Raw genomic sequence first — 15,688 nt, forward strand, 5'->3', positions numbered from 1 at the left:
TGCTATACTGCCTAAAATTAGTAGTCTACAAAAGTTTTTCTCATAAAAAATAAATGATTTTGTTTTAAATGTCTACCCTTCCAAATTGATTTGCAACATTTTTGTACATATCTAACTCTTGTTTTGATAAAGGTCTAATTTTTTTCATCGCTTCGTCAAAATGTTTCATACCAATTTTTAGATCATCTGTATGTTTTTCTGCTTCTTTTGAATCCGGGTATTTGGCAATGTGTTCTCTCAACGCAAGCATGACTGCTGCTGATGCTAAAGAAGCAATGTCTGCGCCAGTATATCCATCGGTTTTATTTGCTAAATCTTCAACATTTACATCCTCAGACAAGGGTTTTTTCTTTGTATGAATTTTGAGGATTTGTAATCTAGACTCTCTATCTGGTGGAGAAACATACAGTATTCTATCAAATCTTCCCGGTCTTAACAATGCAGGATCTATTATATCGGGACGATTTGTAGCGGCAATCACTACTACATTAGTTAATATCTCTAAACCATCCATCTCAGTTAACAATTGGCTGATTACTCTTTCTGTCACGTGAGAATCGCCATGATCTCCGCCCCTTGTTGGTGCAATGGCGTCGAGTTCATCGAAGAAAATTATACAGGGCGCAGCTTGTCTTGCTTTTCTAAATATTTCTCTTACTCCTTTTTCTGATTCTCCTACCCACTTGCTAAGTAACTCTGGCCCCTTAATGCTGATAAAATTAGCTTCACTTTCATTCGCTGCTGCCTTTGCCATTAATGTTTTTCCTGTTCCAGGTGGTCCATACAAGAGTATGCCCTTGGGTGGAGTTGCATCTGCATAGGTAAATACATTTAAATATTTTAATGGCCATTCTACTGCTTCTTGAAGCTCTTGTTTGATGGCAGTTAGACCGCCGATATCCTCCCATTTTATATCTGGAACTTCTACAAATACTTCTCGCATAGCTGAAGGTTCTGTTTCTTTGATGACTTCCATAAAATCTTGCATTCTTACTATGATTTTTCTCAAGGTATCCAGAGGAATACTTTCACTTGATAGATTTATGTCAGGAAGTACTCTTCTCAATGCTCTCATAGCAGCTTCTTTAGCCAATGCTTGAAGGTCTGCACCAACAAATCCATGAGAAATATCTGCCAATTTTTGTAAATCTACATCTTTGTCAAGTGGCATACCTCGCGTATGAATTTGGAGAACTTCTAGTCGTCCATCCCTGTTTGGAACTCCTATTTCTATTTCCCTATCAAATCTTCCTGGTCTTCGTAATGCAGGATCAATGGCATTTATTCTGTTAGTTGCCGCTATTACCACTACTTTGCCTCTGGATGTCATTCCATCCATTAATGATAATAGTTGAGCGACTATTCTTCTCTCTACTTCACCAGTTACTTCCTCTCTCTTTGGTGCAATCGAATCTATTTCATCTATGAAAATTATTGATGGTGCATTCTTTTCAGCCTCTTGAAATACGTTACGCAATCTCTCTTCAGATTCGCCATGATATTTACTCATGATTTCGGGACCTCCAATGGTAAAGAAATTCGAATTAGTTTCATTTGCTACAGCTTTTGCCAATAAAGTTTTGCCCGTACCAGGAGGTCCATGTAGCAGTACTCCCTTAGGAGCCTCCACACCCAATCTCTTGAATAATTCCGGATGTCTGAGAGGTAGCTCAATCATTTCTCTGACTCTAGCTACCGCATCGCCTAATCCTCCAATGTCCTCATAAGTAATGGAAGCTGAACTTCCTTCCTGCGAAATTTGCAGAGCTTTTGAAGTCTCCTCTGATACAACTATTTTAGTAGTATCGCTTATAATTACAGGTCCTGAAGGATGTGTTGAAATCACAACCAAATCTATCCTTCTACCCATAACACTAATCGGAATTGTGTCGCCTTTAGTCATTAGCGCTCCATTGAGATATTCTGCTAGATATTCTTCAGCACCCATAATCCTCAAGGGCTCGGTGGGAGCAAATGTGATATCATTTGCTGTTTTTGATTCGACAACTCTAATTTCAATTAGATCATTGATGCCTACATCCAATCGATTACGAATAAGGCCATCGATGCGGATCAAGCCTTTTCCCCTGTCACTTTCTTTGGCCGGCCAATTTAATAGAGTAGTTTTTCTTCCTAGAGATGAAATTTCCAAAGCATCCCCACTAATAATGTTCAGTGCATCGGCAACATCTGGATCGACTCGAGCTATTTTCCTTCCTACGTCTCGTTGCTCTGCCTCAGCCACCTTTAATGTAGCAGATTTTGATGGATCCTTGCTATCGTCATTACTTACAGTCATAATATAGCGTTATGAATTTTCTCCTTATTAAAAATAGCATCTGAATTGATTGACTTGCTATTGCGAATAAATAAATAAGCCTCTTGTTCACCACGCCAATCATACAATCTTATGAGGGCTCGACTTGTGACCCCATAATGCAAAAAATCTTGATAATAGCTTCAGAACCTCTGATAACACAATTGGAGGAGAAATTACGGATAAGGTTTGATGTAGAAACAATGTCTGTTTCTCCTAATGCTATTTGCGAGATAAGAGCAAATTTAAGAAGAAGTTGGATCACCATTTGCAGGTTTTCTGCAAGTGAAAATATGCGTGATATTTTAACAATGTTTGAAGTTAATTATGAATTAAAGTCACGAAATTTCCAATCTCCATGATCATTTTTCAGTACTTTTTAGTTTATGATTGTTAGTAGATTGTACTGGCTTATTTATTCACCAATTGATTCATGAGGATCATTTTACATATCAAAGTACCACAGAAACAATAGAAAGTTATGTAGCAAGACATTTTATTAGAATCTATTTTTGATCTTGTTCCAAAAAATACCCAAATAACTCTTTTCTCTTCTTCTAAATCGTCCCAAAGCCAACTTTTTAACGATCATCCAACCTAATAATTTTACAGTATTTGCAATAAAACTCGTTTCGATTTATCATTTGCATTTTTCTATTACACCGTTCACATCGAAAAAATTGATCTCTGACTTAGCTGATTTTTGATTCTCTTTAGTATGAAAGGTATGATTAATCCAATAATTATATACATCAGGATACGAGATAGTATTCCACCACCACGTTTGTAAGGATTTGAGGATGATGCAAACCGAGTATTTCTTTTCGCCATTTTCGCTATGACTATGTTATACTTATTATCTATACTGAATAAACTTTTGGCTGATCACTGGACAACGACTGGGAAAGTCCTTATTTATTATATCTAACTTTAGAACCATCATAATGATGCATTTTTAATAGTTCAAAAATGGTCGCAGGATCAAATGAATTTATTGTTAAATTACTGGTAGTGAGAATATGTATAAATAAATTGGATCACCAATTATGTTTGAAATAGTTGGTTGGATGATAATAATTATTACAGAATATTGGAAATACCCGAGAATTCTACTCAAAGGGATATCAAAATAGCATTTCGACGATTAGCACGAAAATATCATCCAGACCGAAATTCTGTGGTTTCGGACGAGGTGATGAAAAACATCAATATTGCGTTCGAAAACCTATCTGATCCTGAAAAAAGACAAATTTATGATGAATCTTTAAAGGTTTTAAAATCCAACCTAACGAGCAATGTGGAGGAATTCGAGGATTCTGATGCCAACAGCTGGGATCTCAGTATTGCACCAACGGATACTAATGAATATGCAGAGAATTATTATGATGTTGACACGTTTTTCTTCGACCAAAAAGAACTAAAAAATGAATCCATATCCACTAATAGTGAAACCCTTCCAACATCGTTTTTAGAAAGTCGCTATCAAATAATTGTAGAACCTTCACTTTGTCTTGCCTTTGGAAGTTGTGAAGTATTGGCTCCCAAAGTTTTTGTAGTGGAAAAGAATAGACAAATTAATCCTAAAGCAATAGTTATCTCAGAAACTGCGGAGGATTTTGACACTATAATGGATGCCGCAAAAACCTGTCCCACCAAGGCGATTATTATTATTGATCGCTATACGGGGAACTGTATATACCCGTAGATATATTTCTATCATGAAAAAAAAGATTTTAAAATTTGGCCAAATTTTAAAAAAACTATTCTTTAGGGCTCCTTAAGTACTACTTAAATTCCGGAACTATCCGATCAGAATAGGATTGATGTTTGAGGGTAATTAATAACCCCTTGATATACTAAGATACACAAGCGGTCACAACAATTATTGGTGGAATGGATTTTACTCCGATTGCTTTGATTCTCCTATTATCATGACAAGATTTATCACATAAAAAAGAAATTTTAAATTGTTAACAAAATTATTTATCCTTTGTTTATCTATTAATATTAAGGGACTAATCTTTGGAAGATACATCTATGGCGGGCAAACATACCACAGAGTCACCGGCAAAAGACTTTATGCAAATACGGTATACCGACCTTTTGGGAAAGTTTCTCGCTAAATATATTCAAATAGATAAAGAACTAATGCAGGATGTATTCAGGAAGGGAGTAGGACTCGATGGATCTTCTGTCAAAGGCTTTGCAACTATAGACGAATCTGACATGATGTTATTTCCAGATAGGAAAACACTAAGAAAGATACCTTTGTCTAATTATGAAATATATACAGTTATCGCAGACGTTCACAATGGATTTTCACAAGGAAGATCGATTAAAGATCCGAGAAGTGTCTCTCAAGCGCTTGAAGAGCATCTTGCTGTCAATCAAATAACTTGTCAAATAGGTGCTGAAGTGGAATGCTTCATTTTTGATCAAATATTGTTTGAGATGTACAAAAATAATATCGTAGATAATAATATGACACAACTTGAGAAAGTTAAAAATGTATCAATCCTATCTACAGAACAATACGGAGTAGGGAAGTATCCAATACGAAGAAAATCGGGGTATGATGTTCCTACATTTCAGGATTCTCTGATAGAATTTCGATTCGAAGTAGCGGACATCCTTAAAAAATTCTATGATATAGATGTAACTAACATGAATCACGAAGTCGCCAGTAGTGGTCAGATTGAAATCAATTTTATGCACGACTATTTGACACAATCTGCTGATAATGTTCAAATTTATAAAGACATCGTTAGAAACGTTGCAAAAAAGCATAATAAAATCGCAAATTTCATGCCGAAGCCAATCTTTGACCCTGAAAATCCTGAAAACAGTGATAATGGATCGGGTATGCATGTGAGTATAAGTTTGTGGAGTAAGTCATCTGGAAAAAATCTAAATCTATTTTATGATGAAGCGGATCCATATGCTGAATTAAGTCAAACTGGGCGCTATTTTATCGGAGGTATTCTTGACCATGCTGGCGCATTATCCGCAATAGTGACACCAACTATAAATTCTTATAAAAGAATTATTCCTGGTTTTGAGGCCCCTGTATATGTTGCTTGGGCTAGAGGAAATAGATCCGCTGTCGTAAGAGTTCCAATTAATGAAAAAAAGAGTGCTAACTCTAAGCGAATTGAATACAGGGCACCTGATCCATCCGCAAATCCTTATCTTGCATTTTCTGCTATAGTTGCAGCAGGGCTAGACGGAATCAAAAGGAAAGTCGATCCCGCCGATCCAGTTAGTGAGGATATTTACAAAATGAGTGATACAAGGAGAAGGGAGTTTGGCGTAAAGGTATTGCCTGGCAGTTTAGAAGAGGGGCTAGCTGAATTGAAAACCGATTCAACTTTCCTAAATGTTTGCTTTCACTCAGATTTGATTAACACTTATCTGGATTTAAAGGAAAAGGAAATTTTGGAATTAGCAGATGATCAATCATTGATCAATCAATTTATGCTTTATTATGATGTCTAGATTTTTTGTTACTCATGGGTATTTAAATTCGAATTGAAAGGATGTGGTTAGATCATGCTATTCTACTGGTATCAGTTTAGTGCACCTGATAATATTTCCCTACCATCGTCTATGCTCGCTTGCGTTCCTTTTTTAACAACAAAAGTCCCTCGGTATCATTAGGATTCATATAAATCTCACCCTTCACGGCTTCTTTAACTCCTATTATTGGCTCTTCACATTCAGGACATAATTGAAAGTATACAAAAATATTTACATTCCTTTTGTTCTTTCCAACAACTGCGTTGTTCATCTTTGAATGAAATTGGGCTAGACATGTAGGACATTCCATCAATTATTAAAAATAAATTCAGATATATTTAAGTTCAGATTCTGTCCCTGCTAGCAGTGACAATTTGTCTATTCCTTCCGGATCTGGCTTTACAGTAGAATTGATTGTATGGAGTATAATGATCCGTAAAAGAAATTTATTATACCAAGGCAAATCTTGTCATTCAAACGAATTTTTACCAAACGTAATTTTTTACAAGATGTATATATACTCAAATACGTCTGTACATTGGGATGCCGTTTATAAAGCAAGTATTATCTCTATCGGTATTTTCAATCGTACTTGCAAGAATATTATATGCTGTTAATTGGTTCAATATATCTTCAATTTTTTATTTAATCATGATTGATTTTAGTCAGGACGTTTCAATGTTGGGACTAATCACATCAGCCTTTCTAATTGGTATAGGATTATTTCAAATTCCTGCAGGGATATTAGCAGCAAAGTACGATCCCAGATTAATAATAGTTTTTGGAACAATGTTGCTATCCATTTCCTCACTTTTGTCTGGGTTAGTAACGGAGATCAGTCAAATGGTATTTTTGAGATTTTTGGTTGGTGTAGGAATGGCATTTTTCTTTGGACCTAGTGTAATTTTAATTTCGAGGTATTTGGGTAAAGGATCTGATGGTTTTGGTATAGGAATTTTGAATTCGGCCCACTCATTAGGAGGAATTGTAGGAATATTTGGATGGATAATCATTGCTGAAATCATCGGATGGCGAATGAGCTTACTATTCAGTGGTATATTGGGTATTATTAGCGGATTGTTATTATACTACGCTATATTCAGACAAACATCAAAGATTGATGTCAATAACCATGAGCCACATTGCAAGATTAAAGAACAGACATTAGAAAGTTCAAAAATTTTACCAGAACAGAATCCACTCTCTAGTTTTCAGATTAACTTGGGTAGTTTGCGAACTTTGATGCTAGATAAATCAATGATTTTAGTTGCGCTTTCTCTTCTTGGGATCCAAATTGGCTGGGCTTTAGTTTCAACATTTATTGTAATATTTCTTAAATTCGAATTTGATGTTGTGTCCACGATCGCGGGTGGAATTGGGGTCATGATCTTAATAGTAAATGTCATTTTTGCACCATTTTTTGGAAAATTCTATGATCTTTTGATAAAAAAAAGATGGAAAAAAAGTGAAACTGCATTATTACTTTTTTGTGGGATACTCGTTTCTACAAACATCATTCTTTTCTCATTTACAAACATTTCTATCCTAATTCCTGGAATTATTCTTATTGGTATATTTGCATCAGGAGGTTTTGTAATTCCCTACACCATGGCTAGGAGGATAGCTGTTGAGAAATTAAACCTTCCTAACTATGAGATCTTATCAGTCAGTTTCGTTAATGGTTTATCACTTTTGGGTGCCTTTTGGGTTCCACTTTTGTTTTCTATATTAGTAAAGACATATGGTTATTCTACTGCATGGATAATCGGTGGATTGCTGACAATTGCGTTCATAATTCCAATTATTAAAATCAAGTATTGAATATGAATAAAATTTGATATTTTTGCTTTCACTTTAACTATTGATCTATATCAGATGCAAGGAATTGCCGATTAGTTTTACTTTAGTTACAACATTAAGAAAAATGAAATAGCTAATATTAAAAATGTTGTTTCGTTTTGTTTATTTTTTGAGAAGAGAAATTAGAAGTGATCTTTTAATTCAATTAATTTTCTATCTTATTATGTTTTTAATAATTCTGTATTTATAAGTGCAATCTGGTATAGATATATTAAGGGAAATTAATTATACTTTTGTGTCGCAAGTGACACCAGTTCTGTTTTTATTAAAATGAAAGTAAATTATCGGTTTATGAACAGGAAGTATATATATTTATATGTTAGGGTTTTTGCTATTTATATCTTTTTATCGTTATATTATGAAATCTTTGATTTTTTCACTTCAAAATTATTAGTGCTAATAATATTGGTCTAATTTTAGTGAATATATTCTGAAATTCTTCTTTGTTGTCTAATGGAATTTATGATCGCACTATTGCTTGTCCACTCGTTTTTGGAAATGTTCATCCCTACACAAGCTTGAGTAATTGCTTTGTCGAGACTGTCAAAAATTTCACCTTTGGTTTTCATAGCCATTCTGATACCTTCCCTAATCTGCCATACTCCAACAGGTAATACGTAGTCAGGGTGAATTTGCCTCAAGATTATTGCTGCTGATTTCCTTCTATGCCGTTCCAAATATTCGGTTACTGCAACCCTTGCAGCAAAATAAGATCCTCCTATTTTTGGATAATTTTTCGGTGAACCAGAAATCTCTGCTGCTGATTCTATACTTACTTTGCCATCATTGTCAATCCAGGCTTCATGCATTTCAAAACTCCATACCAGGTCTGGAATCAAAATGATTGCATAATCGTTTCCTAAATGTGCATACCGATATAAGTGAAAATTATCTAACGAAGAATAATCTATTAACTTTTTAATTAGATTCGCAGATATGATTTGATCTACTGCAGTGATACTCCATTTTGTGGGAACCAATTTCCTCCTCTTTTTGGTTCCAAGCATTCCTATGCTCAAGATCTTGCTCAGTCTACTAATTTCCGTACCTTTGTTGTAGAGCATATTGACTGCTTCATTTGCATTCAAATCCTGATCATAGTATACTTTTTCTATTCTTTTATCGACACTGATTGCTGCAGGAATCCTTAGCCCCTCCATCTTTGATACCAGTCCAAACTGTACAGAATCTGCGTCTGTTACTGAAGAATTATCTATCTCTTCAAATCTTAGAGTGGGTTTTTTATCAAATTTTACTTCGATATTAATGGATTTATTTGCCATTGCCAATTCTTGCAGCAATTCTACGTATTTGTTGTTATTTACATCTACAATTGCAGAAGCCAAACTTGTTCCCCGAATCAAAGATAGCCTATTGCTTATCAGATCTTCTAGTTCAAGTCCCGTCCATTCCTCTGGATGATCCAAAAACTTGACATCCCCACACTTGGTTGAAACCAGAGGTCCAATGTTCACCTTGGGATAGGAATAGCTTCCAACAAAAACAGAAGGTGGTGATCCACCTAACAAACTCTCTGAAACGTCTAATAGATTTTCTCTCAATAGTTTGTTCCAATTTTGTCTTATCTTTTCTTTTACTTCGATACTACTTCTTGATGGCATCGGGAGGTAAGTAGATATACAGACGTACTTATTTGAATTTAAATCAAGATCATTGAAAAATCCAATCAAGATTTTTCTGATAGCTTTTATTAACTAACTGCGTTAAATGAAGAGAAATTGAAAATAATTTTGTTGGTCTATTTTAAATTTTTCAATAAATCACTTACTGGCAATACATTTAGTATATCATCCCTTTCTGCCCAACCTCTTCTGGCTTGAGCAATTCCAAATTTCAAAAATGCATAGTGCAGTGAGTGATGAGCATCTGAATCGATAACCATTTTTACTCCTGTATCTGTTGCCATCCTTATGAATTCATCCTTTAAATCGAGTCGATTGTAATGTGCATCGATTTCCAATACTGTGTTAGTTTCCATGGCAGTGAAAAGCAATTTCGAAATGTTGACCGGATAACCTTCTCTTTTGTTGATAATTCTGCCAGTCGGGTGGAATATTATATCCACGCTAGGATTCTGAGCAGCCCTTATCAACCTCTCAGTTTGTATTTCCTCTGTCAGAGAGAAGTTCGAATGTATTGCTGCACCAATTATATCAAGCCTATCCAAAACATTATTTGAAATATCCAGAGAACCGTCCTTTAGGATATTCACTTCCGCACCTGCCAATATTCTGAATTTCTTGTCGTCCTTATTTCTATTGTCTTTCAAATTTTTTGTTCCTGCCTCTTTGAGATAATTATTACGATCTCTATTGCTCTTTGGTCTATTTTCTTCGACAAAAAAATCTCCCGACTTTATTCGATCATTTATTTCATTTATCTTGATTAATTGATCCAGTAGTTGTTGTTCGTCTAGTCCCTTGGCAATGGCCAGACTCTTTGTATGATCTGTGATTGCGATATAATCTAAATGAAATTTTGTTTTAGCAAAGTACGCCATTTCCTCAATGGACAATTGACCATCGGTATTGTTTGAATGGACTTGGAGGTCCCCTTTCAAGGATTCATATTCTACTAGGTTCTGAATCTTGTTGATCCATGGTCTAGAGTGTCTCTTGGCCATCTCAATTTCTCCGTGGTTTTCTCTCATTTCGGGTGGTATCCACTCTAAACCTAGCAAGTTATAGATCTCAGTTTCGGAGTCGCCAGCCAATTTCTGTCCTGTTTTGTTATCAAATAAACCCCATTCATTTAAGCGGTAGTCACGCCCTTGAGCTAATTTTCTTAGTTGTATGCCATGTTCTTTGCTTCCAGTAAAATATAATGATGCTGAGCCAAAACTATCCTCAGGAACTACTAGCATATCCAGGTCTATTCCATTTTTTAATCTCACAAAAGCCTTTGATGTTCCTCGACTCAGGATTTCTTCAATTTCAGGCAGAGTTATTAAATCATCAATTATATCGGATGGATGCTTTGATACTACCAACAGATCTATATCACCGATTGTTTCCTTCATTCTTCTAAAAGATCCGACTACAATGAGCTTTGAAACTTTCTCATTTCCTGTCAAATAGTTTTCAATTTGGTTGATTATTGGGAACAGATCTCCCAACAAAAATCTTGACTTACCTATACGGTGGGATTGAATTTTCTTTAGGAGATTAATCTCTTTCTTTTCAGAAAATCCCGGTATTCTTCGTAATTTTTTCTCTTTTATTAAGCTCTCTAGATCATTTAGATTCCTAATCGTCGTAGTATCTAGGATCTCTTTAAGAGTTTTGGGACCAATTCCTTCCAACCCCAAAAAGTCATCGACATCTATAGGATATTTGATTTGTAATTTTTCATAGTATTCAATTTTACCAGTGTTTAAATATTCCTCAATTTTAGAAGAAATTGCCTTGCCAATTGATGGAATTTGCAACAAACCGATCAAACCATTTTCTTTGTAAATTGTTTCTAGACGAACAGGTAGATTTTCAATTTGGTCAGCTGCTCGTAAATACGCTTTGTTCTTAAAATTTATATTTTTATCGTCTTTATTTGAATCCATCTCAAGTAAAAATGCAATCCTGCGAAGCATCTTTGAGATCTCTGCATTGGTTATTGTCACTCTACGTTTAAGACAACCGTGTCTTAAATTTATGGCCCCGTAAATTCATGATCTATAGGGGGTCAGTTCATTAAAAATTTCTTAAAAAGCCCATAACCTTTGGACAAATCACATTAGCTAGTTATGATGATGTATTTTATTCAAAGACTGAATCTAAATATTTCAGATTTTATACATAATGTATAAACTCGGTAAAAACCTGAAACTTAGTAATCTTTTATTCTGAAAAAAGCAAAAAGTATTTTGTTTTTTTATCATCCACTCTCAATTTCAATTCCTTTTGTTCCAAGTACATTTTTTTCCTTAAAGATATCTCTTATATTCCATTTGTGTAAGTAGATCATTATTTCTGTGTCCATATCCGGAGGAACACCTATTGTTTTTTCTGTATTTTCTTTGTCTATCGTTTGTATAAATTTCTAAAGTGTCGTCAGACAGGATAAGCTTTATACCTTCTTTTTTTGACACCGGGCATTTTTAAAATCACTTTAATTTCCTTTTCTGTCAAATTAGCGTCCGCTAAAGGTTCCCTTTCTCTCCTGATACTTTGTCCTACCTCTCCATCAATGAAATTTCTGCTGATGCTACCTTGCGAAGGTTTATTTTTTTGATATCTCCAAACTCTCCAACGGTAGGTCTGCCATCTGGCCAAGTAATCATCTAATATCCAAAAACAATGGGGCCAATTTTTCTTTCCCTATTTCCATCCTGTGTTTGATATTCTCTCACTAATTCTTTAGGTGGGTTGTTTTTTGCCTCATTGAATTAATTAAAAATTCTTTCCATTTCCTCGTCCATGCTAATGAATTCCTTAAAAAAGTCCAATCTAAAGAAATTGATGATATTTCTTCTATTACTAATGCTATGTTCAAAGAAGTTTCTATACCAGTCAATTGGGTTGACGCGCTTGTTATTCATGAGGAACTTTACTTCTACAGATTAAATTATTTAGGTATTGTATTTATGTAAAAGTCATAATATATAACTGATCATATTGTGTTACGTGATATCGGTTACAATATCTGCAGCAAACATAATTTTGTACCGGCTCTATCCAACTTCCATTCCTAATTCGCTAAAAATTAATTTAAGATGGATTAAGTGAAGTTACCATGAGTAATATCTGAGATGAATATCTTGAATATATTTGAAATATTCTTTCTAAAAAAAAGAAATTGATAACTTAACCTGTTATGATATTAACAATAATAAGGGATATCCTGAGAAATTTAAACTGATTATGAAATCGATAGATGAAGAAATTGCTTGGAAATTATTGAAACCTGTGTGTAGAGAAATTGATGAACTAATTGAACAAAAACAAATGCAATTTCTTTCGGGATATCATAACGAGAGTGATGGTATCTACGTGCTAAAATTACAGAGCAATCATCTGCATTTTGCCTCCAGGGGACTCAGAGATAGTATTGGGGATGTCGCTTATAAGGACGGCAGTCTTAGAATCGGATTAAGATCCGGAGGGGTCCCACTTAACATTTTTGTTCAAATCACATGAAAACATAATCATCAATTCATGTCATTTTTTTCTCTCAATTTTCAATTTCGAGATTCACTACTGTTAATGTTATCAATTTTTTCTCAATAATGATCATTTCATAAATAGATTTTTGAGAGTTTTTCTAATTATCTGAGTCATCTACTTTGCTAACAATAGCTTTCAATGTTCGTTTTCTCAATAGTATCATACATGGAAATGATACTAATGATATAATCGTTGCAGTCAAAAAGATTAGGTTATAGGATAATGTAGATGGATATGATTCTATATTTGCTCCACTAGTAGGATCCTGGAATGTCTGCATAAACGTAGTTGCTATCACTGGACCAATCGAACTGCCCATTAATACCAGTACGACGGAAATACCTATTGAAATTCCACTAAATTGATAAGGGGTGTGCTGTAATGTAATGTTGAAAGCTCCTACTTGAGTGAGGGATAAACCAGCAGATATCACGACTAAATTTATTGCAATCATTAACTCATCCAAATGGAACATAAACAAGCTAGCAAATCCTATTGTTGTCAAGATACTCCCAACAATGATAGGCTTAAAGTTTCCAATTTTGGAAACGATAAAACCTGATGAAGGTGCAAATATTAAGAATACTACCATGAAAGGTAGTTGGACCATTGCACTTTGAATGGCATCACCACCGAAACCAAAAGGGATCGGACTAGTTACCAATATGGGAATTGTTTGATAAACCATAAACATCGTGATGCCAAACACAAGTAAAATGATATTTGAAGGAAGTAAAATTTTATCTGTGATCAATCTGAGGGGAATCAAGGGTTCTTTTGCTCTTTTCTCAACTACAACAAATGTCAATATTGAGACAATAGTCAAAACAATCAAAGCCATTAAAATCATCAAGTCGGTGGATGTAGCCTCATGATCTTCACTATTAACGTTTGCAAAATATGTTAATGTTAACAGGAAAGCAGAAATTGTAAAAGCCAACGAAATTGCGCCTTTTATGTCAATGTGTTGTTTTCTTCGTCGACTGATGGTTCCCAACTTTTTCTTTAGGTTAGAAGAATATTCCTCCTTTCCTTCTAAATTTATTTCCTTGATAACTTGTGAACGATTATCATTTCCGATGCTTTTTTGAATGACCACCCACAGGATAATGGCAATTGGGATAATTGTAAAGAATGTGGCCTGCCATCCAAAGTTCTTTATAATTGTACCACCAATTGCCATACCCACGACCGACCCTGCCGCGAACATGGAGCTAAAAATACCTACTCCTATAGCTATCTTTGACACCGGAAACTGGTCTCTGATGATTCCAAATGCAATTGGAAACATCGATATTCCTATTCCTTGTATCACACGTGCCAAAATTAACATGTAAATATTATTGGAAATCCCTCCTAATGCGATCCCAATAATATAGATTATAAAGATTATTAACACCATTTTTTTCCTACCGTAAATATCTGATAGTTTTCCTGCAATGGGAGTCATTACTGCACCAGAAATCAAATAAGCAGTTAGTATCCATGATGAAGTGCTATAGGAAATATCAAACTCCTCGATAATGTCACCAATTGCGGGTAGCAACATCGTTTCTCCATACATGGTGATTAGGATGGTTGAACCCAAAATCGCAAGCATGGTCCATGCAGATTTGTTTATTCTGTCTGGAGAACCTATTTCTGAGTCTCTCATTTAAAGATAACCTGTGATTTACAAAATGGTAAATTTTTAATTAAAAGAAATCAGATTACTGGTATTCTAATTTCGCTGTCCATTTTTTTTCTATACTCTCTATAATCTTCATCTATTTCCATGGCTGCTTGTAGAATCTTGCTTTTTATCGTATTAGATGAATTGATAAACATCTTTGTATCTTTGGGTAGACAGTGACCTCCTATTCCATCTCTTGGTTCCAGTATTTCGACATTCCATTTGGTATTAAGTGATTCTCGTAGTTCTGAGAAACTAATGCCATTTGCTTTACTGTAGAGGTATAGTTCTTCTGCAAATGCTATCTGAAGATATCTGTGTGCATTTTCAACAATCTTTGTTAGTTCGGCTACCTCGACTGAAGAGACTGGATGCATTGGTATACCCAGGCTTTGCTTTAGATTGATGTTACTAGTACTATTACCTGCATAGTGATCTCTATCATCGTTAACTGGGTCTGTACTAATTCGATAGTCTGTCTTACCTACTAAATCCATTACCTTATTTGATGTAATTGCTTTTGACGGATGACGATCTGTACTAACGGAAGAATTAGGTATAATAGTAACGTCGTCGTTTTCATTCATCGAGTTAGCGTTAGTAGAAGTATTATTATTAGTAGATTCGACTACTTTTCTGTTTGTTACACCATCATAAAAGTTCAGTCCATGTTGCAGACAACAATTGCTTACACCACCAACAATACGTAGTTGATTAACACCGTGAATTTCTTCTTCTAATGCATACCATCTGTGAGGTGCATGTACCACATGGAGCCTGTGATCTAGTTTCTCAAAGACTCTCTTTGAAGTACCTTTTGGTATTGTACTTTCAATGGATATTAGTGCACCACTCTTTGCCTCTCTTGATATCTTTTCTACCACAGACATTAGACTATCTACTTGTGGTGAAAACATATCATCTGGTCGATGTGTTGATACACATATTATTAGTACGTCAAAGTCACCAAAGTTTGTAGCTTGTTTAATTCCGTAGCTGGCTTCAGCTGACTGCATGGCTTTTTGATTGATATCATAACCAAACGTATCAAACCCATGCTCTTTAACATATTTTGCAACTGGAAGACCAAGTTGGCCAAGGCCGATAACAAGCTACCTTGCTTGGCTTAAATGGATATTGGTG

Annotated in this window: 12 protein-coding genes; 5 read left to right on the top strand and 7 right to left on the bottom strand. The window is 34.9% G+C overall.

The annotated features are described in order from the left end of the window. Positions 1–64: 64 nt before the first annotated feature. Positions 65–2,299 carry a CDC48 family AAA ATPase gene (locus ACMT7R_RS12420; RefSeq protein WP_415312272.1) on the bottom strand — a complete coding sequence of 745 codons (2,235 nt, stop codon included), beginning with the start codon at positions 2,297–2,299 and terminating at the stop codon, positions 65–67. Positions 2,300–2,436: 137 nt separating this feature from the next. Between ACMT7R_RS12420 and ACMT7R_RS12425 the strand changes: the two genes are divergently transcribed. The 3 genes from ACMT7R_RS12425 to glnA all read left to right on the top strand — a co-directional run bounded on the left by ACMT7R_RS12425 (position 2,437) and on the right by glnA (position 5,812). Beyond that, positions 2,437–2,679 carry a hypothetical protein gene (locus ACMT7R_RS12425; RefSeq protein ID WP_415312273.1) on the top strand — a complete coding sequence of 81 codons (243 nt, stop codon included), beginning with the start codon at positions 2,437–2,439 and terminating at the stop codon, positions 2,677–2,679. Positions 2,680–3,380: 701 nt separating this feature from the next. Further along, a complete protein-coding gene (locus ACMT7R_RS12430; protein WP_415312274.1) occupies positions 3,381–4,022 on the top strand; it encodes a DnaJ domain-containing protein in 642 nt (213 codons plus the stop codon). 317 nt (positions 4,023–4,339) lie between these two features. After that, a complete protein-coding gene (gene glnA, locus ACMT7R_RS12435) occupies positions 4,340–5,812 on the top strand; it encodes a type I glutamate--ammonia ligase (RefSeq protein ID WP_415312275.1) in 1,473 nt (490 codons plus the stop codon). A 109-nt stretch (positions 5,813–5,921) separates the two neighbouring features. On the opposite strand, the gene ACMT7R_RS12440 is transcribed toward glnA, so the two are convergent. After that, complete coding sequence (locus ACMT7R_RS12440; RefSeq protein ID WP_415312276.1) at positions 5,922–6,104, bottom strand: hypothetical protein; 183 nt, start codon at positions 6,102–6,104, stop codon at positions 5,922–5,924. Between the two features lie 272 nt (positions 6,105–6,376). Here ACMT7R_RS12440 and ACMT7R_RS12445 point away from each other — a divergent pair, with 272 nt between their 5' ends. Continuing rightward, positions 6,377–7,654 carry an MFS transporter gene (locus tag ACMT7R_RS12445; protein WP_415312277.1) on the top strand — a complete coding sequence of 426 codons (1,278 nt, stop codon included), beginning with the start codon at positions 6,377–6,379 and terminating at the stop codon, positions 7,652–7,654. Positions 7,655–8,109: 455 nt separating this feature from the next. Here ACMT7R_RS12445 and ACMT7R_RS12450 read toward each other — a convergent pair whose 3' ends face one another. The 3 genes from ACMT7R_RS12450 to ACMT7R_RS12460 all read right to left on the bottom strand — a co-directional run bounded on the left by ACMT7R_RS12450 (position 8,110) and on the right by ACMT7R_RS12460 (position 11,982). Next, the gene (locus ACMT7R_RS12450; RefSeq protein ID WP_415312278.1) at positions 8,110–9,315 is read right to left on the bottom strand and encodes a hypothetical protein; all 1,206 of its coding nucleotides are present in this window, start codon (positions 9,313–9,315) and stop codon (positions 8,110–8,112) included. A gap of 137 nt (positions 9,316–9,452) precedes the next feature. Next, entirely contained in the window at positions 9,453–11,330 is a 1,878-nt protein-coding gene (locus tag ACMT7R_RS12455) for a helix-hairpin-helix domain-containing protein (protein WP_415312279.1), read from the bottom strand. A 430-nt stretch (positions 11,331–11,760) separates the two neighbouring features. Continuing rightward, complete coding sequence (locus ACMT7R_RS12460; protein WP_415312280.1) at positions 11,761–11,982, bottom strand: hypothetical protein; 222 nt, start codon at positions 11,980–11,982, stop codon at positions 11,761–11,763. A gap of 588 nt (positions 11,983–12,570) precedes the next feature. Between ACMT7R_RS12460 and ACMT7R_RS12465 the strand changes: the two genes are divergently transcribed. Continuing rightward, positions 12,571–12,846 carry a hypothetical protein gene (locus tag ACMT7R_RS12465; RefSeq protein WP_415312281.1) on the top strand — a complete coding sequence of 92 codons (276 nt, stop codon included), beginning with the start codon at positions 12,571–12,573 and terminating at the stop codon, positions 12,844–12,846. A 124-nt stretch (positions 12,847–12,970) separates the two neighbouring features. Here the strand turns inward: ACMT7R_RS12465 and ACMT7R_RS12470 are convergent, their stop codons facing one another. Both ACMT7R_RS12470 and ACMT7R_RS12475 read right to left on the bottom strand, forming a co-directional pair. Continuing rightward, on the bottom strand, positions 12,971–14,527 hold the full coding sequence (locus ACMT7R_RS12470; protein WP_415312282.1) for an MFS transporter: 1,557 nt from the start codon (positions 14,525–14,527) through the stop codon (positions 12,971–12,973). Between the two features lie 50 nt (positions 14,528–14,577). Continuing rightward, positions 14,578–15,651, bottom strand: a complete 1,074-nt coding sequence (locus ACMT7R_RS12475) for an NAD(P)-binding domain-containing protein (protein ID WP_415312513.1) — start codon at positions 15,649–15,651, stop codon at positions 14,578–14,580. Between the last annotated feature and the right edge of the window lie 37 nt (positions 15,652–15,688).

Origin of the sequence: Candidatus Nitrosocosmicus sp. FF01, assembly GCF_047711275.1 — an archaeon.
In the GTDB taxonomy this organism is placed as follows: domain Archaea; phylum Thermoproteota; class Nitrososphaeria; order Nitrososphaerales; family Nitrososphaeraceae; genus Nitrosocosmicus.